This is a genomic window from Novosphingobium sp. PhB57 (assembly GCF_004342985.1).
Classification (GTDB): Bacteria; Pseudomonadota; Alphaproteobacteria; order Sphingomonadales; family Sphingomonadaceae; genus Novosphingobium.
The window spans coordinates 313,170-335,547 of record NZ_SMBO01000001.1 but is presented as its reverse complement, the minus strand read 5'-3'; the positions used below and the strand labels follow the sequence as shown (position 1 = coordinate 335,547).

Genomic DNA, 22,378 nt, shown 5'->3' with positions numbered 1-22,378 from the left:
GCCGCGCGCGATATCGCTAGGCATGGCCCCGGACGGCGGCATTCCCGCGCGCCGGTCATATGGGGCTCCCTTCCTTTGCTGCGCATCCTTGCCAAGATCGTGTTCTGGTTCGTTGCGATCAGCGTGGGGCTGACCCTGCTCTACCGCTTCGTTCCGCCGCCCGTGACGGTGACGATGCTGGTGGACGGCAACGGCATCACCAAGGACTGGCAGCCGCTCAGCCGGATCGACCGCAACATGGTCGCCGGCGCCATCGCCGCCGAGGATGGCAAGTTCTGCACGCACAACGGCTTCGATACCAACGCCATCGAAAAGGCCTTCGAGCGCAATGCCGCCGGCGGCCGCCTGCGCGGCGGATCGACGATCAGCCAGCAGACGGCCAAGAACGTCTTCCTCTGGCAGGGCGATGGCTGGACGCGCTATCTGCGCAAGGGTCTGGAAGTCTGGTTCACGTTCCTGATCGAGAACCTGTGGGACAAGCGGCGGATCATGGAGATCTATCTCAACGTCGCGGAAACGGGCATCGGCACTTACGGCGTCGAAGCCGGGGCACAGCGCTACTGGGGCAAGTCTGCCTCGAACCTCACGACCACGGAGGCCGGCCGCATGGCCGCTGCCCTGCCCAGCCCCAAGACCCGAAGCGTGAAGAGCCCCTCCGGCTTCACCCGGCGCTATGGCAACACCATCGCCGCCCGCATCGGCACGGTGAAGACCCAGGGCCTCGATGCCTGCGTCTACGACTGAGGCCCCTCGCTCCTAGCGGGGTGTCTTCGACCGCGTAGGCTTCTTCGCCAGATTGAGCGCTATGGCGCTGCGGACCAGCGCCGTCAGCGCAGGCTCGTCTACCGTGTCGCCTTCATGGAAATCGATGGCCCGGCGCTGGTTGCCGTCGAGGCTGGCATTGAAGAGCCCCGCCGGATCGTCGAGCGCGGCGCCCTTGGCGAACGTCATCTTCACCGCTGCCTTGTAGGTTTCCCCGGTGCAGATCATGCCGCCGCAATACCAGACCGGCACCCCCCGCCATTTCCAGTCTTCGGCAACACCGGCATCGGCCGCCAGGACAACCTCACGCAGCCGAGCCAACAGAGCCCCCCGCCAATCGCCCAGCTCCGCGATGCGGGCATCGATCTGCTGCGACGCGGATTGCTCCGCCTTTTCCTCGCTCATGTATCCTCTCCGTGAAGCGAACGAAGAATACCATCGCGTGTCGAGCGGACAAAAGAAAAGGGAGGAAGCTGACGCTTCCTCCCTTCCTTGTTCCGAATTCGGAAGCGGTCTTAGAAGCCGAAGCTGACCGAACCGATGAACGTGCGCGGGGTGCCGATGAAGGCGTTCGGCACGTTGGTCTGCGAGGTACCTGCACCGTCGAAACCACCGACATAAAGCTTGTCGAACAGGTTGACGACGTTGAGCTGCAGGAAGGTGCGATCGCCCAGACCGATGAAGTCCAGCTTCACCTTCGCGTCGAGGTCGACGAGGGTGTAGGCCGGGGTCTTCTTGGCATAGACCTGCGCGCCGCTGATCACGATCGGCAGGTTCTGGTCGTTCACGTAGCGCGGACCGGTACGCTTGACCTGCACGCCCAACTCGACCGGACCGAGGTTGCCGCTGGCGCGGGTACCAAGGGTGTAGACCGGTGCGCCGGCTTCGCGCTTGCCCTTGGTGGCAGCAAAGATCGGATCGCCAGCAGCGTTCACGCCTGTTTCGACGTCTTCCTTGATCTTCGACTTCAGGTACGAACCGAAGACGTAGAGCGAGAACTCGGGGATCGGGCGAACGGCGAAGCTACCGTCGATACCGTACTTATCGACGCGACCAAGGTTACGGTAGATCGTGACGTCGAGGTCACGGTCATAAGCCGAAGCCAGACGGTTGGTGTAGCGCGTGTACCAGCCGGTCAGCGATGCCTGGATGATGCCCGAGGTGTAGCGGACGCCAAGGTCGAAGTTGTCGGTGGTTTCCGGGACGGGGTTTGCCGCGTCCTGGTCACGAGCGTACCAGAACGACTGATACAGGTTATCCGTACCCGGGACCTGCAGGCCCTTCGAGTAGTTGAAGAACAGGCTGGCGTTGTCGGTGGCATCGAACACGACACCGGCAGTCGGCAGAACCTTGCTGTAGTTCAGGATACGCTGCTGCGGCAGCTTGTAGGTGGGGTTGGCTGCAGCATAAGTGGCCTGGTCGGCACTGTTCGAAGTGAAGCAGTCGACGAAGCCGCCCGAGCTGGTGGCAAGGCAGTAGTTGGTCAGGTTACGCTTGAAGAAGGGCGCACGGATGCCGACGTTCAAGTGAACACGATCGTTCATGTAGTCGCCCGAGTACTCACCCGAAACCTGATGCAGGATCGCGTAGGAAAGGCGATCGCGCTTCTGAAGCACGTTGCCGTCCGCATCGACCAGGGCATTGTTCGAGAACACGTCCGAACCGAAACCGTTCGACTTCAGGAGGCTGGTTTCGCCGGTCTGACGGTGACGGCCGCGGTCGTACGAGTAGGCGACGCGGACACGGTTGAAGTCGTTGATGTCATAGCGCAGCGACGCGATGACGCCGATGCGCCAGGTCTCGGTGTTGCTCGGTGCAAGGATGCGAACCTTGTCGCGGGTGTCGCCGTCGCCGTTCAGGTCGACGCCGCCGAAGTACGGAGCGCCACCGATGTAACCCGAAATGGGGGTCGTGATGGGGAACTTGGTTCCTGCGGCGATCTGGGCAGCCGTAGCGGACTGCGTGTAGCCACCTTCGTTGGCGACGACAGTGCCGCCACCGTTGGCCTTCGTATACTGGATGCTCGGATCGACGTTCAGCGTCAGCTTGTCGGTGAGCGTGAAGCGCGAGTTGATGCGGATGTTGCCCGTGTTCGACGGGTTAAAGCGATAGTCGTAGAGCGAACCGCAGCTGCTGGCGGCATCCGCCACACCGGTGACGCCTGCCGGGATCTGGCATTCGGCGATCTTGTAGAAGCGCTCTTCCTTGGTCAGCGGGAAGCGGTTCGTAGCCGAGTCCGGACCCACCGTCCGTGTGGGATCGAGGCGCAGAGGGGTCGAACCGAAGAAGTTGTTGCGGTTGCGGTTCCAATGACCTGCAACCGAGATGAAGTCGCCGTTATCGCCCAGCGGCTGATAGATCTTGCCGTTGAGCTGCATCTTGTCGATCTGGCCGATGCCACCGTACACGGTGTTGTTGACCGCCTTCGAGGCCGAGAAGAACGCCTTGGTTCCGCTCGAGTTCAGAACGCCGGTATCGATTTCGCCGAACATGCGGAAGAAGCCGAAGTCACCAGCCGAACCCAGGAAGCGCACGCCGAAGTCGTCGAACGGATTACGCGTACGGATGTTGACGGTCGAACCCGAAGCAGCGGCGGTCGGCGAGTCGACATCGGTGGTGCCGAGGTTGACGTTGACCTGCTCGATGATTTCCGGATCGATCTGCTGGTTCGAATAGAGCGCGTAGCCGCCCGTGTCGTTCAGCGGGATACCGTCGACGGTCTGCGAGATGCGCGAATCGTCGAAGCCGCGAATGGTCAGCGTACCGCCCGACGAACCGAAGGCGTCGTTGTTCTGGAAGCTGACACCCGGCATCAGATTGATGGTGTCGTTGATCGTCTGACCGGGAACCTGCGCCTGGATCACTTCCTGCGTCAGGACCTGCTTGGCCTTCGAAGTGTTCGGCAGCTTGACGCCGGCGACGCCGTTCTGGGTCTGGCCGGTAACGACAATGGTGCCTTCTTCGAAGTCTACCGAACCGGTCGACTGTGCGAAAGCGGGAACGGCGAGGAACGCTGCGCCGACGGCGAGCGAGCTGGTCGCGGTGGAGAGAATGGATTGAAACTTCATCTTAGCCCCCTGGAAACCTTCAGAGTGTTTTCGCCAAATGCGGAAGAGTTGCCCTGCCGCAAAATTTGCTGCGGCTGCTAAGAGCAGCGCAATATGACAATCTTCTGACGCACGGGATTCATTTCCGATCTTTGTTGCGCAATTTTCTGACTCAAATTGCGTTCGATTGCAGAGATCACCTGTTTTTCCTGATAATTCCGTGTTTTATGCGCCAATATGACAATCTTTGGTGCGGCATAAATGTCACGCGGCGCGGCATCCATGTTCGGCGCCCCAATTGCGTTTCGGCATGTGATGATACGTCATAGCTTGCTGTTAAGGTCCGGCGCATGCGATGAAATTGTCATGGGCGTCGCACATCAGCATCATCACGATCAGGCCGATAAGGGGCATGGTCATGGCCATTCGCATGGTCACGGACATGCACACGGTCACGGGCATCATCACCATGGTCCGCCCGCTCCTGGCGACGTGGGCAAGGCATTCGCAGTTGCGGTAGGACTGAACGTCGCCTTCGTCATTGCCGAGGGCGCGGCGGGCTTCTTCAGTGGCTCGATGGCGCTTCTGGCGGATGCCGGACACAACCTTTCCGACGTGCTTTCGCTGCTCCTCGCCTGGGCTGCCAGCGTGCTCGCGGCGCGTCCTCCCTCGGAGCGCTTCAGTTACGGCCTCAAGAGTTCCTCGATCCTCGCCGCCATCGCCAATGCCGCTTTGCTATGGGTGGCGATCGGGGCGATCCTGGTGGAGACGATCCGGCGCTTCACGGAACCGGCGCCGGTGGCCGGAACCACCATGATCGTCGTCGCGGCCCTCGGCATCGCGGTGAACGCGCTGTCGGCGCTGCTCTTCGCCAAGGGGAGCAAGTCCGACCTCAACTTGCGCGCGGCCTTCGTGCATCTCATGGCCGACGCGGCAGTCTCGGCCGGGGTGGTGATCGCGGGCATCGTCATCATGTTCACGGGCTGGCAAGTGGTCGATCCGATCGCCTCGCTGGTGATTACCGCCGTCATCGCCTGGTCCAGCTGGGGCCTGCTGCGCGAATCGCTGCGCATGGGCATGATGGGCGTGCCCGAGAGCATCGACATCGCCGCCGTCCGCCAGTTCCTGGCCGCGCTGCCGGGCGTCACCCGCGTGCACGACCTTCACATCTGGCCGATGAGCACCACCGAAACGGCGCTCACCGCCCATCTCGTCATGCCCGGCGCCGAACGCGGCGATGCCTTCCTTCACACCCTGGCCCACGACCTCGAGCATCGCTTCGGCATCGGCCACCCGACCGTGCAGATCGAAACGGATGCCGAATCGCCCTGCGCCCTGGAAAGCGAAACCGTCGTCTAGGCCTCGGAGAACTCGTGCCGGGCGCCCTGGAAGTCGTCCGGCTCGATTGCCAGGCCTGCGGGCACGCAATGGGCCTGGCCCACGCGGAATTTCAGCTTTCCGGCGAAGTGCGCCTGGGCCTGCGCAAGATCGTCCACTTTCCAGACGAGCGCATAAATGCCGTTCCGCGCCTTCGCGAGAAAAGCCCCGAATGCCCCGGCCTCGGGTTCCTCAGGTTCCAGGAACGCCACTTGCGTATCGCCCAGCCGCAAGAGCACGCGGCGCGCCGTTTGCGGCGATACGATGCGTTCGTCGCTGAGGACTTCGCCGTCCACCACTTCGGTAAAGAACCGCAGAGCCCCAGCCATGTCGCGCGTGACACAGGCGATATGATCGAGGCCCGTGACCCGGCAGGGGTGCCCGGCTCCGACCCTGGGATCCCAGTTGCCCCGCTCCCACGGATCGTTGGGCATCGGCAGCTCGCAGACTTCCAGCAGGACGCCGCCGGTCGATTCGGGCCGGACGAAGAAGAACACCCCATAGTCGCTGGCGACCGTGCAGCCCGCCTCGCGGAAGGCCGCGCTGGCCGCCTTTCCGTCCGCCACCTTGATCTCGAACGAGTGAAAGCCCTGGCCGATCCGCGCGGCCTGGCGTGCAAAAGGCTTCGTCAGGTCCTCAGGATGACGGGCCGCCATCGGCTCGACCATATGATCGGTCACATAGAGCAGCGCCGCATCGCGATCTTCGGCGGGGAAGAAGTTCTCGGCGAAAACCAGCCCGCCCAGCGCATCCTGATAGAGCGCGCGGCTGCGATGAATATCGGTGGTGGCATGGATCGTGTGGATGATCCGCGAAACGGCGATAGGTCCGCCCATGTGCTCTCCCCTGCCCGGCGTCGATCCGACTGCCCGTCGGGCCGCAGCGTGGGCAAGGCGCGCCGAACTGCCAAGCATGAGCGCGACAATCGGGTACAATATCGTGATTGCGGCATCGCAGCCTGCCGCTAGGACTTTGCACCAGCCACTGCTCCACCCGCGACATGGGGACACGATCGACATGACCCGCAAACCCTCTACCCGCCTCCTGCTCTCCCTGGCCCTCGGCTGGGCCTTCGTCCCGGGACTGGCCCAGGCCGACACCAGGAGCGATATCGAGGCTCGCTACGAGCAGCTTCGCGCCGCGATGGACAGCCGCGAGGCAGACCGCATCAAGCCCCTGCTCGCCGGCGATTTCGTGCGCACGGACCTGGGCGAGAACAAGATGAGCGCGGACGAACTGATCGCAGGGCTCGCGAAAATCCCCGTCGATCCGGATCGCACGTCGAAAACGATCATCCAGTCGGTGACCGTCAACGGCAAGACCGTTGAGGTGGTCCAGCAGCAAGTCGCCAGCGACAAGCGCCAGGGGCGCGACGGAGAAATGCATACGTTCGGCACCACGTCGCTCTCACGCGACACCTGGGTGCAGAGCGACAAGGGCTGGCTGCTCAAGGTCACGGATGCCCAATCGACGACGATTACCCGCGACGGCGTTGCCTTGCGCACGATCAAGAAGGGCGATCCGGTTCCGCAAGGTCGGCGCGGACGGATGGGTCCAGGCGCCCGCGGTACGATGGGGCCGCCGCGTCCCGTGGGCGAGGACTGAGCCCAGGTCCGCCTTTCGGCCCCGGTCCTTACGAGCCTCACTTGTCGTGATGCATCGACAGGTGAGAAAGATGGCGCGCCATCCTGGCTTCCAGCAAGAGGACCAGGTCGGGATCCATGAAGGCATAATGGTCGGGAATGTCGAGGCAGATCGTGCGCTGCCGATTGAGATGGCACCGGAAGGTCTGCTGCACTTTACGCCAATGAACCTTTTCCATGACCACGATCACATCGGCCCTATGGGCGAGTTCCCTTGCAACTTGTTGCGGCTGCAGACGAAGAGGTAGCGAGTCATCGCCCCACACCGGAGCATGGTCAGACCAGACCGGCACGTTCCGGGCAACGAAAAGGCCCGCCCGGAAGAACCGGACGGGCCTTTTTCGTCTGCACCTGCTTCGCAGGGATCAGGCTGCGGCCTCGGCCTTGTCGCCCTTGAGCACGCGAACCGGTTCCTTGCGGCCTTCGACCACGTCCTTGTCGACGACGACTTCGGCGATATCGCCTTCGGTCGGCAGGTCGAACATGGTGTCGAGCAGCAGCCCTTCCACGATCGAGCGCAGGCCGCGTGCACCGGTCTTGCGGTCGATGGCCTTCTGGGCAATCGCTTCGAGCGCCTCGTCGGTGAACGTCAGTTCCACGTCTTCGAGGTCGAACAGCTTCGCATACTGCTTGATCAGCGCGTTGCGCGGCTCCTTCAGGATCTTGACCAGCGCCTCGATGTCGAGGTCGTTCAGGGTCGCGATCACCGGCAGACGGCCGACGAACTCGGGGATCAGGCCGAACTTGAGCAGATCTTCCGGCTCCGCCTTCTGGAGCAGTTCGCCCACGCGGCGCTTGTCCGGATCGGCGACATGCGCGCCGAAGCCGATCGAGCGCTTCTGAAGGCGGTCGGCAATGATCTTCTCAAGACCTGCAAAGGCACCGCCGCAGATGAACAGGATGTTGGTCGTGTCCACCTGCAGGAATTCCTGCTGCGGGTGCTTGCGGCCGCCCTGCGGCGGAACCGAAGCGGTCGTGCCTTCCATCAGCTTGAGCAGCGCCTGCTGCACGCCCTCGCCCGAAACATCGCGCGTGATCGACGGGTTCTCGGCCTTGCGGCTGATCTTGTCGATTTCGTCGATGTAGACGATGCCGTGCTGCGCCTTCTCGACATTGTAGTCGGAAGCCTGGAGCAGCTTTAGGATGATGTTCTCCACGTCCTCGCCCACATAACCGGCTTCGGTCAGCGTGGTGGCGTCGGCCATGGTGAACGGCACGTCGAAGGTCTTGGCGAGCGTCTGCGCGAGCAGCGTCTTGCCCGAACCCGTGGGACCCACGAGCAGGATGTTCGACTTGGACAGTTCCACGTCGCCCTGCTTGCCGCTGTGCTTCAGCCGCTTGTAGTGGTTGTGCACCGCCACTGACAGAACACGCTTCGCGCGTTCCTGCCCGATCACGTAGTCGTTCAGCGTCTCGCAGATTTCGCGGGGAGACGGCACGCCGCCGTCCTTTTTGCCCGCGATCCCGGCCTTGGTCTCTTCGCGAATGATGTCGTTGCAAAGCTCGACGCATTCGTCGCAGATGAAGACCGTGGGTCCCGCGATCAGCTTGCGCACTTCGTGCTGCGACTTGCCGCAGAAGCTGCAGTAGAGGGTGCTTTTCGCGTCAGATCCGCTCAATTTCGTCATTTTCCGTCTTTAGGCCCATTCGAGGCGACTCGTCGAGTCTACCTTGGACGGGGCCGGTTTTGCAATCCTGAGACCGATATGGGTATCCCCGCAACCGTTGCAAAGGACTGAAGGCCGGGACTCCGTTGGAGCCCCGACCTTGCGGTCATGCTCAGGCTTCGGTCGGCTTGTCGCCGTCGGGCCGCGTTTCGAAGACCTTGTCGACGAGGCCGAACGCCAGCGCTTCCTCGGCCTCGAGGAAGGTGTCGCGGTCCATCGCCTTCTCGATCTCGTCGAGCGACTTGCCGGTGTACTTCACGTAGAGATCGTTGAGGCGCTTGCGCATCCGCAGGATCTCGCGCGCCTGGATCTCGATGTCGGACGCCATGCCCTGCGCGCCGCCCGAAGGCTGGTGCACCATGATGCGGGCGTTCGGCAGCGCGATGCGCATGCCCGGCTCACCGGCGGCGAGCAGGAAGCTGCCCATCGAGGCGGCCTGGCCGATGCAGACCGTGGAGACGCGCGGTTTGATGTACTGCATGGTGTCGTGGATGGCCATGCCGGCCGTCACCACGCCGCCCGGCGAGTTGATGTACATCGAGATGTCCTTCGAGGGATTTTCCGACTCGAGGAACAGAAGCTGCGCAACGATCAGCGAGGCCATGTGGTCTTCGACCTGGCCGGTGATGAATACGATGCGCTCGCGCAGGAGGCGCGAGTAGATGTCGAAGCTGCGCTCACCGCGGCTGGTCTGCTCGACGACCATCGGCACCAGCGCGCCGGTCACGGGATCGGTAGTGAACTTTCCTTGGGCGCCCGCGGCGCCAAACAGGTCGAGCATGGGAGTCCTCTTCTGGTTTGGACCGCCTATGTCGCGTGCCCTTCGCCGATGTTCAAGGGCTTTAACGATCTAACGCGGATGGGATGTGGGATAACATTCTCCATCCTCGATAAGAAAACGGCCCGGCGCAATCTCTGCACCGGGCCGCTTCGCGCATCAGCCTGAAAGAAGGATCAGTCCTTCTTGGCAGCTGCCTTCTTGGCGGGAGCCTTCTTGGCAGGCTTGGCTTCCGCCTCGCCTTCAGCGGCTTCCTCGGTCTTCTTGGCGGCAGCCTTCTTGGCGGGAGCCTTCTTCGGCTTTTCCTCGGCAGCGGCTTCGTCGGCTTCGGCAGCGGCGTCTTCCGCAGCGTCTTCCTTCTTGGCAGCAGCCTTCTTGGCCGGGGCCTTCTTGGCCGGAGCCTTCTTGGCTTCCGCCGGCTTGTCGCCGTCGGTGTCGGCTTCGATAGCAGCCTGCAGTTCGTCGCGGGTCACTTCACGCTCGGTGACGTCAGCCTTCTCGATCAGGAAGTCGACGACCTTGTCTTCGTACAGCGGGGCGCGCAGCTGGGCGGCCATCATCGGGTCCTGCTGGACATATTCGAAGAAGCGCTGGCGATCTTCCGGACGGTACTGCTGAGCGGCCTGCGAGACCAGCATCTGCATTTCCTGGGCGGTCACTTCGACGCTGTTGGCCTGGCCGATTTCCGACAGGAGCAGGCCCAGGCGCACGCGGCGCTCGGCGATCTTGCGGTAGTCGTCCTTCTCGGCTTCGATCTCGGCGAGAGCGGCCGCGGGGTCTTCCTCGTGGCTGGCTTCGTGCGTGAGCTGCTGCCAGATCTGCGAGAATTCGGCTTCCACCATGGTCGGCGGCACGTCGAAGTCATGACCGGCGGCAAGCTGGTCGAGCAGCTGGCGCTTCATCGCGGTGCGGGTCAGGCCGGCAGTTTCCTGCTCGAGCTGGCCCTTGAGCAGGCCCTGGAGCTGTTCGAGGCTCTCGAGGCCCAGTTCCTTGGCGAAATCGTCGTCGATCTTCGATTCGGCAGGCGCCTTCACTTCGTGCGCGACGATGTCGAAGGTGGTTTCCTTGCCGGCGAGGTTCGCGGCCTGGTAGTCCTCGGGGAAGGTCACGGTGATGGTGCGCTCTTCACCGGCCTTGATGCCGCCGAGCTGCTCTTCGAAACCGGGAATGAAGCGACCGGCACCGATCACCAGCGGAGCCTTCTCGGCCTTGCCGCCTTCGAACTCGACGCCGTCGAGCTTGCCGGTGAAGTCGATGATCACCTGGTCGCCGTCTTCGGCCGCACCGTCCTTGGTCTCGAAACGCTGCTGCTGCGAGGCAATGCGCTCGACCGCTTCGGTCACGGCGTCTTCGGCGACGGGCACGACCAGCTTCTCAAGCTTGAGGCCGTCCAGCGAGGGCGCAGCGATCGTCGGCAGCACTTCCAGGCTGACGGTCAGCTCGGCGTCCTTGCCCTGCTCGTAACCTTCGCCGAGAGCGACGTCGGGGTTCATCGCGGGGCGCAGGGCGTGGTCGGCGACCAGCTTGTCCATGGCTTCGCGGATGGTCGCGTTCAGCGCGTCCTGGTGGATCGCTTCGCCGTGCATCTTCTTGACGAGATTGGCGGGAACCTTGCCGGCGCGGAAGCCGGGCATCTTCACCTGCGGCGCGATCTTCTTGATTTCGCCTTCGACGCGGGCCGTGATGGTCTTGGCGGGAATGGTCACCGTGTAGGCGCGCTTCAGGCCTTCGTTGGTGGTTTCGACGATCTGCATTTCAAATGCCTTCCTGTGCAATTCAACGGGCCTTACGGGGCCAATTCTCGCGACTCATCTCCCCCAGGGCGGCGTAATGGTGCGGGCGAAGGGACTCGAACCCCCACATCTTTCGATACTGGTACCTAAAACCAGCGCGTCTACCATTCCGCCACGCCCGCAAAGATCAAGCCTGAAACTCAAGGGACGTGCCCTTATAAGGACACGCGGAAAAGGGCAAGCGCCGCGAGTCGCACCGGAGCAAGTCGGTCACGGATCCGCTGCGGCGTTCCGGCCCGCCGCGACGGCATCGCATGCGAAGAACCGATGCGTTCGTCGGCCTGCACCGGCCATGCAACCAAGCCTCTCCGCCACGGGTTGCAACAGCATCAGCAAGAGAGAGGCGAACATGGCAACCCAGCCTGCCGACAATCCCGGCGACACTCCCCCCGAGACTCCGGTACCCCCGAGCGACCCGAACGAACCCACGGCCCCCACGGAAATTCCCGAGACCGGACCCGATTTCGACCGCCCTGAGAGAGGCCCGGTCGAACTTCCACCACCTGATTGATTTAATTCAGGAAATTCAGGCGCCGTGTTCCATCCCCGGGAAGGAACACGGCGCCTTTTTTTTGCTGCTCAGTCCTTGCCCAGCCAGTGCCCCAGGCTTTCCAGAGCCGAGAGTTCACGCAAGTCGTTCGGCCTTGTCCGGCCCGGAACGATCGGGCATTCCATGCAATAGGCCTGGGTTCCGCGCGCCGTGAACATCGCGCTGACCTGTTCCGTCACGCGAGCGAACTGCTGCTGGCGGCGCAGCGCCGTAAAGCTGGCGAAATCGAGGGCGGCGGCGGATTGTCCTTCGGAATCCGATGTCAGCCCGCCCAGGAATTTCGAGAACGAATCCGTCTCGTCCTTCAGGTAGACCGCCTGATACTTGCCGTTCCCGACGCCGCCGAGACGGGCCGCTTCTGCCAGTGCCGCGTCGAGATTGCCGATCTTGTCCACCAGACCGATGCGCAGCGCTTCCTGCCCTGGCCATACCCGGCCCTGAGCGATCGAATCGAGCTTCTCGGGCGTCATCTTTCGCGCCGCGGCGGAAATGCCCACGAACTTGCGGTAGGTATTCTCGACAGAGGCCTGGAGCATGCCTTCCACTTCAGGCGTGAAGCCGCCGAGAATGTCGGGCTGGCCGGAAAGCGCCGTGGTCTTCACCCCGTCGCTGGTGACGCCGTAGTCGGCCAGTGTCTTCTCAAAACTGGGGACAACCGCAAAGACGCCGATCGAACCGGTGATCGTCTCGGGCTGCGCGAAGACCTGCTGGCCGGGGGTGGATACCCAGTAGCCGCCGCTTGCCGCCATGTTGCCCATCGATACGACGATGGGGATCTTGCGCGCCTTGTAGCGGTCTATGGCGCGGCGGATGCGTTCGGCGGCCATGGCCGAGCCGCCCGGCGAATCGACGCGGACGACCAGGGCCTTGAAGCCTTCGTCGATATTGTCGTCCAGCAGGTCGGCAATCCGATCGCCCCCCGCCTGTCCGGGACCGGCATCGCCGTCGACGATCTCCCCGGCCACGGTGATGACGCCGATCTTCGCGCCCTCACCCTTCTCGGGATTGGCGGCAAGCCATGCGGCCAGACGATTCGCCTTGAAGGGCAGGTCTCCGTTCTCGTCCTTCCCGGCGACCTCGGCCACGCGATTGCGGAATTCGGTGATGTCGCCGATGCGATCCACCAGGCCGGCGGCCTTGGCGCCCTGCGCGAAGTCGCCTCCCGACGCCTGCGACCAGGCCATCGGATCGCCGGTCATCTGGTCGAGCCGGGCCTTGGGTCGCGCCCGCTGGATGTCGGCCTTGTAGCCGCTCCACAGCGCGCCGTAGATGTCCTGATAGGCTTCGCGCGCGGCCGGCGACATGTCGTTGCGGAGATAGGGTTCGACGAAGCTCTTGTAGGTGCCGGCGCGATAGACGTGGGCATTGACCTTGAAGCGGTCGAGCAATCCCTTGAAATAGACCTGGTTGCCGCCCGGGCCCGCCACGAAGGCGCCGCCCATCGGATCGACCCAGACCTCGCTGGCGTGGGAAGCCAGCTGCACGCCGTCATCGGCGTAGGCGTTCGCGAACGTCAGCACCGGCTTGCCCGCCTTGCGCACTTCGTCGAGCGCCTTACCGATTTCCTCGATATGCACCATGCCGCCGCCCAGGAAGCGCGACATGTCCAGCACCACGGCCTTGATCCGCGAATCCCTGGCGGCCAGGCGCAGGGCGCGTTCGAGATCGCGGGCCTGGAACTCGCTCGAAGTGGATTCCGTGCTCATCAGCAGGCTGAGCGGATCGACGTTGCTCTTCTCCTCGACGATGTTGCCATCGAGTTCGAGCAGCAAGGCCCCGTCCACGATCTTGCCCGGCGAAGGGCGCGATGAAAGCGCGGCATAGAGCAGCGCGAAGAACAACAGCAGGAAAATCAAGGCCAGGGCATCTTTCACGCCCACCAGCAGCTTCCAGATCTTGCGCGCGAACGTCATGAATTCACCAGCCTTTCGATCCCCTGCCATAACGCCCTTATCCGGGCGCGGCCATAGCGAGGGCGCCATCGGCCAATCCGGTCTCCCGCCCATGCGAATAGGGTGCGTGCCCATAAGATCCGCCTTGGCGCTAAAAACACCTTGAGCCGACTCCGAGCCGAGCCTAAGGCCTTGTCTTCGATGACAGCTCCAGAATTCACATATCCGGAAGGCTCCGCAGCCTTCCCGCACCGCAGCCTCGTGGGCATCGGCGGCCTGGCCCCGCACGAGATCATGTTCCTGCTCGACGAGGCCCAGCAATGGGTCGACCTCAACCGCGGCACGCAGAAGCGGCGCGACCTGCTCTCCGGCCTGACGATCATCAACGCCTTCTTCGAGAATTCGACGCGCACGCTGCTGAGCTTCGAGATCGCGGGCAAGCGCCTCGGCGCCGACGTCGTCAACATGGCGGTGGCGAATTCGAGCGTGAAGAAGGGCGAAACCCTGATCGACACGGCGATGACGCTGAACGCCATGCGCGCGGACGCCATCGTCATTCGCCACGCCAGCTCGGGCGCCGTGCACCTGATCTCGAACCTCGTCGACTGCCCGGTGCTCAATGCCGGTGACGGCCAGCACGAGCACCCGACCCAGGCCCTGCTTGACGCGCTCACCATCCGCCAGGCCAAGCGTGCCTTCAACGGCCTGCGCGTGACGATCTGCGGCGACATCCTGCACAGCCGCGTCGCCCGCTCCAACATCCTGGCGCTCAATTCGCTGGGTGCCGAAGTCCGCGTCTGCGCACCGCCGGCCCTGCTGCCCGCCGATATCGAGCGCATGAGCGTCAAGGTCTTCCACGATTTCGATGCCGCGCTGAAGGGCGCCGACGTGGTGATGATGCTGCGCCTCCAGCTCGAACGCATGGAAGGCCAGTTCATCCCCTCGCCGCGCGAATATCGCCATCTCTACGGCCTCTCGCTGGACCGTCTTGCCAAGGCGGAAGGCAATGCCCTCGTCATGCACCCCGGCCCGATGAACCGCGGCATCGAGATCGACAGCAATGTCGCCGATCTCGTCGGCCGCTCGCAGATCACCACCCAGGTCGAAATGGGCGTGGCCATGCGCATGGCCTGCCTCGATGTCCTGACCCGACGAGGGCGCGGAATGCCCGGATGGGCTGGGGAGGCCCGGGCATGAGCAACAATACCCCCCTCACCGTGACCGGCGGCCAGCTGGTACTGCCCGATGGCACCATCGCCCCGGGCGCGCTGCGCAGCGAAGGCGGCTTCATCACCGCCGTCGGCGCTGACGTCACGCCCCAGCCGGGCGACGAAGTTCACGACGCCCGCGGCCGGCTGATCGCCCCCGGCCTCGTCGACATCGGCGTCTTCGCCATCGACAAGCCCGCCTTCCACTTCGGCGGCATCACCCGCGCGGCGCTCATGCCCGACCAGAACCCGCCGCTCGACGTGCCGGCGCGCGTCCGCTTCGCGGCGCAATCGGGCAAGCCGGACCTCTGGGTCCATCCGCTCGCCGCGGCAACCCAGAACCTCGAAGGCAAGGCACTCGCCGAGATCGCGCTCATGCGCGACGCGGGCGCCAAGGCCGTGACCACCGGGCGCCAGTGGATCGCCGATTCGGGCACCATGCTGCGCCTGCTCCAATATACCGGGATGCTCGGCATGGTGGTGCTGGCCCATCCGGAAGATGCGGGAATCACCGGCAAGGCCGTCGCCACTTCCGGCGAAATGGCCACCCGTCTCGGCCTGCCGTCCGCGCCTGCCGAAGCCGAAGCTCTCGCCATCTCCCGCGATATCGCCCTGGCCGAACTGGCCGGCGCGGCCATCCACTTCCGTAAGGTGACGACCGCAAGAGGGCTGGACCTCGTGCGCCGCGCCAAGGACCGAGGGCTCAAGGTCACGGCCGGTGTCACGCCTGCCTACTTCATGCTCTCCGACATCGCGCTGGCGGGCTTCCGCACTTTCGCGCATCTTTCGCCTCCGCTGCGCTCGGAAGACGACCGTAAGGCCGTGATCGCGGCGATCGGGGACGGCACGATCGACGTCGTCGCCTCGGGTCACGATCCGCGCGGCCCTGAGGACAAGCGCCTGCCTTTCGCGGATTCCGCGCCGGGCATGGCCGGCGCCGAGACCTTGCTGCCGCTGACGATGAACCTCGTGCGCGACGGCGTGATATCACTCTCCCGCGCCTTCGAACTGATCGCGACCAACCCTGCGAAACTGCTCGGCGTCAATGCGGGCAAGCTCGAAGTGGGCGCCGAGGCGGACATTGCCGTGATCGACGCCGACCGGCCGTGGATCGTCGATTCGGACAAGATGGCCGCTGCCGCCGGCAACACGCCGTTCGACAAGCAGCCCGTCCAAGGCCGCGTGCTGGCGCTGTTCAAGGGCGGGGTCGCTGTAAAGGCCAAGTAAGCAGTCGCGTGATGGCAGGGGCAGATGACCCCTGCCCCCTCCGCCGACCCTCCATTTCTCGCGGAATATTCCGTCTGCCGCCCCTTTGTGGCCCCGGCAGGCGTTCTGGTGGCATCGGGAAGAGCGCCTGACCGGCCGCCGCTTTCACTTTTTTAACTTCCCTGAAACCAAAAAAGACGGCCCCTGTCCGAAGACAGGAGCCGTTTAGGTTCACATGGAACTCAAGTGCGAGGGGCAGAGCCCCCGCGGAAACTCTAAAGCTCGGCGCGGCGCATCTGATTCGCACCGACGCCGCCGGGTAGCGGCCGTTGCTGCGCATAGGCAAGGCAAGGATTGCCGCCCTGCCGAACGCTGGCGCAGACGGACTGGGCCGCACGCTGGTCGAAACCGCCCGCCGCGACGCGGTAGTAAGTTTGGCCGTTCACTTTCGCCTCGGTAATCCGCAAATCATGCCCCCGAAGGGCCGGGTTGCGCGACTGAAAAATTCCCCAGGCCCGCTTGGCGCCGTCCATTGTTCGGAACGAGCCGAGCTGGACGAGATGCGTAGCCGAAATCAAGGCCTTGGCCGGAGCGACCTGCGGCTTGGCCGCCGCCACCGGACGAACCGGACGCGCAGTGGCCACACGCACCGGCGCGGCGACTCGGGCAGCCGGCATGGGCGCTGGCGCCGGAGAAACCGGCTGGATCTCTTCGGGCTGGTTTGCACCCCAGAAAGTTTCGCCGGTTTGAACGGGCGGAAGTTCCGCTTCGGGCGAAGCCGCTGCGGGCGCTTCGGCCATGGCCATCCGCGGCGCAGCGGCAGGAGCGTTGAGCGCGAGCATCGCAGGCTGCCCCGGATCGGCGCGCAGCGGCGCACCGATCAGGCCGGCGATCCGCGCCTGCGACTGGTCCGGGCGGGCTGCACGCGCCCATTCACCAAGACGGGCGTCGAGCTGGTCGGCCGGAACGTCCTGCGAGGCGATCAGGCGGGCCTCGCGCCAGCGGCCGTCAAGGGCATAGGCATAGGCCAGGTTCTGGCGCGCCTTGGGCGTATTGCCACCGCCGCGAACGACCCCGGTCAGGATATCCACGCCAGTGGCGGGACGACCGGCAAGAGCGACGGCAAGACCGTAGTCGCTGGCCGGCAGCTTGTTCTGGAAGCGCTGGAGCACGGCCATGGCCTCAGCCCCGCGACCTGCGCCGACATAGGCCAGGACGGCGCCAAGGCCGGTGCGCGGGCTCTGGTCGCCCAGCGCAATGGCATCCTCGAAAGTGGTGGCGGCCGAATCGAAGCGTCCGGCAGAGAGGTAGGTCTGGGCCAGCGCAGCGCGCGCCGAAGCATCGCGCGGCGAGCGGGTGACACGCTGCTCCGCGCGGGCAAGGTCCTTGTCCCCCGGCTCACCCGGGGCGGCCGAAGCACCGGCGCGGGCGAAAGGCGCTTGTCCTGCGCAGCTCACCAGGAGCGTCGCGGCCATCGCGGTGCAGATCGCGAGAGCGGCGCTGCGGGCACGGAAGTTGAGGGGTTGCATCGATCGGGCCCTGGCTCAGCTGCGCCCGCCGACGGGCATGGCGATTTCCGGCATTTCGGAAAGGAATTTGTCGAGCGCCTCGGTAACCAGCACTTGCGCGCTGCGGTTCAGCAGCACGCCGGCCATCTTCAGCCGGAAGTGACGATCTGCATCGAGGCGCAGGGTAAAGGCGGCGCGTCGACCCTCGACAGCAGCCGAGCGGCTCTGGACGGTCATGCGGCCGAGGCGCTGGGCAAGCTCGTCGATCTGGCGCAGCACGTCGGGCGCCGGCGCCGAAGTGGGCAGTTCGGCACTCGGTCCGACCAGCTCGACCACATCGGTCTGGACCGCATCGTTTTGAACCGCGTCGTTCTGGCCCCAGTCGTTCCAGCCAAGGTCTTCCATCCGCGCACCGGCGACGGAAAGGCTCGTGGCGCCGAGGTTGACGGCATCCTGGCGCCGCATCGCCGGGCGGGCGCGCCCCTTGCGGGCCAGCAGCCCGGGCGTCAGCGAGGCAAAGCCGTGTTCGCTCAAGCCGGTCACGATCAGGATCCTGCCACGCGGCGGCCGAAGCCACCGATCGGTCGTGCCGCGCCGGGCATGATCGGCTGGCCGGTCAACTGCGGAGCGGAGAAGACGGTGCGGCGGAAATTGCGTTCGAGACGGTCCGAAACGTAGTTCCACAGCGCGGTCACTTCCTGCGCGGAACGGCCGTTGGGATCGACTTCCATGACGGTGCGGCCGTCGATCATCGACGCCGCGAAGTCGGTACGCTGGTGCAGCGTGACGGGAGCGACGGTGCCGTGCTGGGAAAGCGCGACGGCGGCCTCGGCCGTGATGCGCGCTTTCGGGGTGGCGGCGTTGACCACGAAGATCAGCGGCTTGCCCGAGCGTTCGCAAAGGTCGACGGTGGCGCCCACCGCGCGCAAGTCGTGCGGGCTGGGGCGCGTCGGCACCACGATCAGTTCCGAGACCGAGATGACGCTCTGGATCGCCATGGTGATGGCGGGCGGCGTATCGATCACGGCCAGCTTGAAGCCTTGCTGGCGCAGGACCTGAAGGTCGCTGGAGAGGCGGGCCACGGTGGTCTGGGCGAAAGCAGGATAGTCGGCCTCGCGCTCGTTCCACCAATCGGCGAGCGAGCCTTGCGGATCGATGTCGATCAGGACGACCGGCCCGGCGCCGGCGCGCTGCGCCTGCACGGCGAGGTGCCCGGAAAGCGTGGTCTTGCCCGAACCACCCTTCTGCGATGCCAATGCCAGTACGCGCAAAGCCGTTACCCCCTGAGGAACCCCGCGCCGAAAGATCGGCGGCTCGGAAAATTCAGTTTCTCACAGAGGGCTGGATCGCAGATCGTTCCTAATTTAGAGTTAACCCCGCCGCCGTTTCAGGCACTTGCCGCTTGGCCGCCTCGGCCAGGTCCGGGATTTTTCGTTTACCATCGGAGTTAACGCGAATTTCGCCCTTCCATGGGCATCTTTCGGGATATCCGGATGATCCGGTGAGTGCCTTCGCTTACCATGTCCGGACCTTAGTCAGGAAATCGAGGCCAGCAGACGTGCGGAAAAATCGAAGCGCCCTATCATGTCTCCCCCTGCACCTCGGGCTGGCCGCCGCGCTTGCGAGTCTTGCCGCTGCCCCTGCCCTGGCCGAGGTGAAGGCCGGAGACGTCAAGGCCGGGGGCGTGAAGGCCGGCGGCGTGAAGGCAGGAGTCGAGGCCTGGTCCGCCGGAAACTACGCCGCCGCCGTCCAGCAATGGCGCCCGCTGGCCGACAAGGGCGATGCCGACGCCCAGTTCAACCTGGCTCAGGCCTACAAGATGGGGCGCGGCGTTCCCGAAGACCTCGGCAAGGCGGAAGAACTTTACGGCAAGGCCGCCGCGCAAGGCCATGTCCAGGCTTCCGACACTTATGGCCTCATGCTGTTCCAGCGTGGAGAGCGTCAGAAAGCCATGCCCTATCTGCGCAGTTCCGCCGCACGCGGAGACGCGCGGGCCGAATATATCTTGGGGGTCGCACACTTCAACGGCGACATCGTGGAAAAGGACTGGGTACGGGCCTATGCCCTGGTGAGCATGGCCCAGCGCGCGGGGCTACCCCAGGCCGCCAATGCCCTTGCCCAGATGGACGAGCATATTCCGCTGGCAGACCGTCAGAAAAGCGTAGGGCTCGCCGCCCAGCTTACGGCGCAGGCCGATGCGACCCGCACCCGCGAAACCGCAGGGGCCGAGCTGGGAACAGGTCCGCGCGCGCCCTCCCCGACGAGAATCGCCAACGCGCCGGACAGCCCTGCCCGCGCCGGTGCCGACTATACCCTGCCCGCCATCGCGCGCCCGGCCGACCGCGCGCTCTTGCCTCCCGCGAAGGCGCCGCCAAAAGTCGCGGCCGCCCAGCCGGTCGCCCGCCCCGCTCCCCCGCCCGCGCCGAAACCTGTCGAACCGAAAGCCGCGCCGCGCCCTGCTCCGGCCGCGGCGAGCGGCGGCATCTGGCGCCTCCAGCTCGGCGCTTTCGGCGTTCCCGGGAATGCGGAAAAGCTCTGGGCCTCCTTGTCGAAGCGCCCGGAAATGACGGGAAGCAAGCGCCAGCTCGTACCGGCCGGAAAGCTCACCAAGCTCTATGCCGCCGGCTTCGCCAGCAAGGCGCAGGCCGACCGCGCCTGCGGCGCGCTCAAAGCCTCCGGTCACGAATGCATCGTCACCTCGTAGTCATACCCCTACCTTGCAGGTCGTCGTGGACGCGCCACGGCTGATCGCCTAGTCTTCCTCTCAGGGAGACCAGGAATGCTGAAAGCCATCGCGGGCCGGAGTGCCCGGGCAGGTGCACGCGCGTCGATGCCACGGCCGCCGTCCGGGACAGGCGGACGATTGGCTTCGCTCGACCTGGTACGCGGCATTGCCGTCATGGGGATCCTCACCATCAACATATCCGGTTTCGCCGGACCCAGCCTCGGCGCGCTGACGCCCGATTTTCCCGGCCACGCCAGCATGGCCGACGAAGCCGCATGGGCCGTCGGCTTCCTGTTTTTCGAGGGCAAGATGCGCGCGCTCTTCGCCATGCTGTTCGGCGCGGGCATCGCCCTCCAGTGCGAACGCATGGACGCAGCCGGGCGCGAGGGTGACGTGCTGCAGGTCCGCCGCCTGGCCTGGCTCATGGTGTTCGGCACATTGCATTACTGGCTGCTGTGGTGGGGAGACATCCTGTTCGTCTACGGCTGCTGCGGCATAGCCGTGCTGTTCGTGCGCCGCTTGCCCTGCCCTTTGTTGCTGGGCCTGGCGGCGGGCGTGATCGTCACGGCCACCGTGATCGACTTATGGTCCATGCTTCCGCTGGTGCGCGCGGAAGAAGCCTTGCGAATCGGCACGGCTACGGCCGGCCAGCACCGCGAGGTGCTGGCGCGCCTGGACCTCTACAATGCCAACGACTTCGCCCAGGCGCAGCTTTACCACGGCGGTTTCCTGGACATCGCACTCGGCAAGCTGCGCGGCGACCCGTTCTGGCTTTTCACCATGACGGCCCACGCCTGGAGCGAAGTCCTGCCGCTGATGCTGGTCGGCGTCGTTTTGATGCGCAGCGGTTTCTTCAGCGGCGATTGGCCGGAGGCGTGGATGCGGCGGCTTCGGATCGGCGCGACGGCGGCGGGCCTGGCGCTTACCGTGCTGGTGCTCGCCTGGGCCTGGCCGCGCCATTTTCCGCCGATCGCGATGGCCATGCTGCTGGGCGAGGGACTCTGGCCCGCCCACCTGCTGACGGCCCTTGGTTACGCCGCGGCGATCGTATGGGCGACGCCGCGCCTGCTCGAAACCCGCGCGGGCCTGCGGATCATCGCGGCCGGGCAAGTGGCCTTCACCAATTACATCGGCACCAGCCTGCTCATGTGCGCACTGTTCTACGGATGGGGCCTGGGCCTGTTCGGAAAGCTCGGCCCGGCGGACCAGTGGGCGCTGGTTCTGATCGGCTGGATGGTGATGCTGGCGTGGAGCGAACCTTGGCTGAGTCGCTATCGCAGAGGCCCTCTGGAACTGCTCTGGCGGTCCCTGGTAGAGCAAAAACGTCTTAAAAATCGCCGTAAGGCAATGGCTTGATAGGAAGTTGAAGAACGCTATTGCGATCCATTTGCAGTTGCATATGATGGTCCTCAAGAGGATTCGCACCATGTACGTTTGCATCTGCAATGCCATTCGTGAGACCGACCTGCGCACCGTAGCCCGCTGCTGCCGCGGCGATGCCACCGCGCTTTACGGTGCTCTCGGACATGCGCCGCAGTGCGGACAGTGCCTGGACGAAGCCGAAGACATTATCGCCGAGGAATCGGCAAGCGCCGACGCGCCCCTGAGCGCGGCAGCCTGACCCTGCAACAAGGCGGGTTACACCTGGCCTCGGCCGGGTGTTTTCGCGTGCCTGCTTGCCTTACAGGTCTGAAAGGGCCATAAACCCGCCCGAACAGATTCAGGAGCATCTCCCATGAAGGGCGACCAGCAGGTCATCGATTTTCTCAACAAGGCGCTCTTCAACGAGCTGACCGCGATCAACCAGTACTGGCTGCATTACCGCATGCTGGACAACTGGGGCATCAAGAAGCTCGCCGAATACGAACGCCACGAATCGATCGACGAAATGAAGCACGCCGACGTGCTGGCCGATCGTATCCTCTATCTCGAAGGTCTCCCGAACTTCCAGGCGCTGGGCAAGCTGCGCATCGGCGAAAGCGTCGAGGAAGTGCTCAAGGCCGACCTCGCCCTGGAATACGACGCGATTCCGCTGCTCAAGGACGCCATCGCCCATTGCGAGACCGTGCGTGACTTCGTCAGCCGCGAAATCTTCGCCCGCATCCTCGAAAGCGAGGAAGAGCACGTCGATTTCCTCGAAAAGCAGTTCGACATGATCGCCCGCATGGGCATCCAGAACTACTGCCAGCTGCAGAGCAAGCCGGCGGGCGAAGAAGAGTAAG

Annotated in this window: 22 protein-coding genes and 1 tRNA gene; 9 read left to right on the top strand and 14 right to left on the bottom strand. The window is 64.6% G+C overall.

Features of this window, described 5'->3' with window-relative positions; all coding sequences use genetic code 11:
- The first annotated feature begins 78 nt into the window (after positions 1-78).
- On the top strand, positions 79-744 hold the full coding sequence (mtgA, locus tag EDF58_RS01460; protein WP_132264034.1) for a monofunctional biosynthetic peptidoglycan transglycosylase: 666 nt from the start codon (positions 79-81) through the stop codon (positions 742-744).
- A 12-nt stretch (positions 745-756) separates the two neighbouring features.
- Here mtgA and EDF58_RS01455 read toward each other — a convergent pair whose 3' ends face one another.
- The 4 genes from EDF58_RS01455 to EDF58_RS26605 all read right to left on the bottom strand — a co-directional run bounded on the left by EDF58_RS01455 (position 757) and on the right by EDF58_RS26605 (position 4,280).
- A complete protein-coding gene (locus tag EDF58_RS01455) occupies positions 757-1,167 on the bottom strand; it encodes a DUF1801 domain-containing protein (RefSeq protein ID WP_132262047.1) in 411 nt (136 codons plus the stop codon).
- Positions 1,168-1,277: 110 nt separating this feature from the next.
- Positions 1,278-3,830 (bottom strand): TonB-dependent receptor, encoded by a 2,553-nt coding sequence (locus EDF58_RS01450; RefSeq protein ID WP_132262045.1) that lies wholly within the window; start codon positions 3,828-3,830, stop codon positions 1,278-1,280.
- Positions 3,831-3,907: 77 nt separating this feature from the next.
- Positions 3,908-4,093 carry a hypothetical protein gene (locus EDF58_RS01445; protein ID WP_132262041.1) on the bottom strand — a complete coding sequence of 62 codons (186 nt, stop codon included), beginning with the start codon at positions 4,091-4,093 and terminating at the stop codon, positions 3,908-3,910.
- Between the two features lie 52 nt (positions 4,094-4,145).
- Entirely contained in the window at positions 4,146-4,280 is a 135-nt protein-coding gene (locus tag EDF58_RS26605) for a hypothetical protein (RefSeq protein ID WP_279388296.1), read from the bottom strand.
- Between the two features lie 21 nt (positions 4,281-4,301).
- On the opposite strand from EDF58_RS26605, the gene EDF58_RS01440 reads away from it, so the two are divergent.
- Positions 4,302-5,168, top strand: coding sequence for a cation diffusion facilitator family transporter (locus EDF58_RS01440; protein ID WP_243654030.1), 867 nt, complete (start codon positions 4,302-4,304; stop codon positions 5,166-5,168).
- On the opposite strand, the gene EDF58_RS01435 is transcribed toward EDF58_RS01440, so the two are convergent.
- Complete coding sequence (locus EDF58_RS01435; RefSeq protein ID WP_132262037.1) at positions 5,165-6,022, bottom strand: VOC family protein; 858 nt, start codon at positions 6,020-6,022, stop codon at positions 5,165-5,167. The two genes, EDF58_RS01440 and EDF58_RS01435, sit on opposite strands and share 4 nt — an antisense overlap.
- A 181-nt stretch (positions 6,023-6,203) precedes the next feature.
- Between EDF58_RS01435 and EDF58_RS01430 the strand changes: the two genes are divergently transcribed.
- The gene (locus tag EDF58_RS01430) at positions 6,204-6,791 is read left to right on the top strand and encodes a nuclear transport factor 2 family protein (RefSeq protein ID WP_165921312.1); all 588 of its coding nucleotides are present in this window, start codon (positions 6,204-6,206) and stop codon (positions 6,789-6,791) included.
- Between the two features lie 37 nt (positions 6,792-6,828).
- On the opposite strand, the gene EDF58_RS01425 is transcribed toward EDF58_RS01430, so the two are convergent.
- From EDF58_RS01425 to sppA, 6 genes are all read right to left on the bottom strand, one after another.
- A complete protein-coding gene (locus EDF58_RS01425) occupies positions 6,829-7,122 on the bottom strand; it encodes a hypothetical protein (protein WP_243654029.1) in 294 nt (97 codons plus the stop codon).
- 72 nt (positions 7,123-7,194) lie between these two features.
- On the bottom strand, positions 7,195-8,457 hold the full coding sequence (gene clpX, locus EDF58_RS01420) for an ATP-dependent Clp protease ATP-binding subunit ClpX (RefSeq protein WP_132262033.1): 1,263 nt from the start codon (positions 8,455-8,457) through the stop codon (positions 7,195-7,197).
- Between the two features lie 151 nt (positions 8,458-8,608).
- Positions 8,609-9,277 carry an ATP-dependent Clp endopeptidase proteolytic subunit ClpP gene (clpP, locus tag EDF58_RS01415; protein ID WP_132262031.1) on the bottom strand — a complete coding sequence of 223 codons (669 nt, stop codon included), beginning with the start codon at positions 9,275-9,277 and terminating at the stop codon, positions 8,609-8,611.
- Between the two features lie 173 nt (positions 9,278-9,450).
- Positions 9,451-11,028 (bottom strand): trigger factor, encoded by a 1,578-nt coding sequence (tig, locus tag EDF58_RS01410; RefSeq protein ID WP_132262030.1) that lies wholly within the window; start codon positions 11,026-11,028, stop codon positions 9,451-9,453.
- Positions 11,029-11,105: 77 nt separating this feature from the next.
- Positions 11,106-11,189, bottom strand: a tRNA-Leu gene (locus tag EDF58_RS01405).
- 457 nt (positions 11,190-11,646) lie between these two features.
- Positions 11,647-13,530 (bottom strand): signal peptide peptidase SppA, encoded by a 1,884-nt coding sequence (gene sppA, locus EDF58_RS01400; RefSeq protein WP_132262028.1) that lies wholly within the window; start codon positions 13,528-13,530, stop codon positions 11,647-11,649.
- Positions 13,531-13,710: 180 nt separating this feature from the next.
- Between sppA and EDF58_RS01395 the strand changes: the two genes are divergently transcribed.
- Together EDF58_RS01395 and EDF58_RS01390 are read left to right on the top strand one after the other, a co-directional pair.
- On the top strand, positions 13,711-14,706 hold the full coding sequence (locus EDF58_RS01395; protein WP_132262027.1) for an aspartate carbamoyltransferase catalytic subunit: 996 nt from the start codon (positions 13,711-13,713) through the stop codon (positions 14,704-14,706).
- Positions 14,703-15,944: a dihydroorotase gene (locus EDF58_RS01390; protein ID WP_132262025.1), complete on the top strand. Its 1,242-nt coding sequence runs from the start codon at positions 14,703-14,705 to the stop codon at positions 15,942-15,944. The genes EDF58_RS01395 and EDF58_RS01390 overlap by 4 nt, the downstream gene beginning before the upstream one ends.
- A 254-nt stretch (positions 15,945-16,198) precedes the next feature.
- On the opposite strand, the gene EDF58_RS01385 is transcribed toward EDF58_RS01390, so the two are convergent.
- Genes EDF58_RS01385 through EDF58_RS01375 form a run of 3 tightly spaced genes read right to left on the bottom strand, consistent with a single transcriptional unit; the run spans position 16,199 to position 18,702 of the window.
- On the bottom strand, positions 16,199-17,452 hold the full coding sequence (locus tag EDF58_RS01385; protein WP_243654028.1) for an SPOR domain-containing protein: 1,254 nt from the start codon (positions 17,450-17,452) through the stop codon (positions 16,199-16,201).
- Positions 17,453-17,467: 15 nt separating this feature from the next.
- Complete coding sequence (locus EDF58_RS01380; protein ID WP_243654027.1) at positions 17,468-17,974, bottom strand: hypothetical protein; 507 nt, start codon at positions 17,972-17,974, stop codon at positions 17,468-17,470.
- A gap of 2 nt (positions 17,975-17,976) precedes the next feature.
- Complete coding sequence (locus EDF58_RS01375; protein WP_132262023.1) at positions 17,977-18,702, bottom strand: ParA family protein; 726 nt, start codon at positions 18,700-18,702, stop codon at positions 17,977-17,979.
- 287 nt (positions 18,703-18,989) lie between these two features.
- Here EDF58_RS01375 and EDF58_RS01370 point away from each other — a divergent pair, with 287 nt between their 5' ends.
- The 4 genes from EDF58_RS01370 (at position 18,990) to bfr (ending at position 22,377) form a co-directional block, all read left to right on the top strand.
- Positions 18,990-20,135: an SPOR domain-containing protein gene (locus tag EDF58_RS01370; protein ID WP_243654026.1), complete on the top strand. Its 1,146-nt coding sequence runs from the start codon at positions 18,990-18,992 to the stop codon at positions 20,133-20,135.
- Positions 20,136-20,294: 159 nt separating this feature from the next.
- Entirely contained in the window at positions 20,295-21,512 is a 1,218-nt protein-coding gene (locus EDF58_RS01365; protein ID WP_243654025.1) for a DUF418 domain-containing protein, read from the top strand.
- A 70-nt stretch (positions 21,513-21,582) separates the two neighbouring features.
- Positions 21,583-21,777, top strand: coding sequence for a ferredoxin (locus EDF58_RS01360; protein WP_132264026.1), 195 nt, complete (start codon positions 21,583-21,585; stop codon positions 21,775-21,777).
- A 114-nt stretch (positions 21,778-21,891) separates the two neighbouring features.
- Positions 21,892-22,377 (top strand): bacterioferritin, encoded by a 486-nt coding sequence (gene bfr / locus EDF58_RS01355; RefSeq protein WP_132262021.1) that lies wholly within the window; start codon positions 21,892-21,894, stop codon positions 22,375-22,377.
- Position 22,378 lies beyond the last annotated feature (1 nt).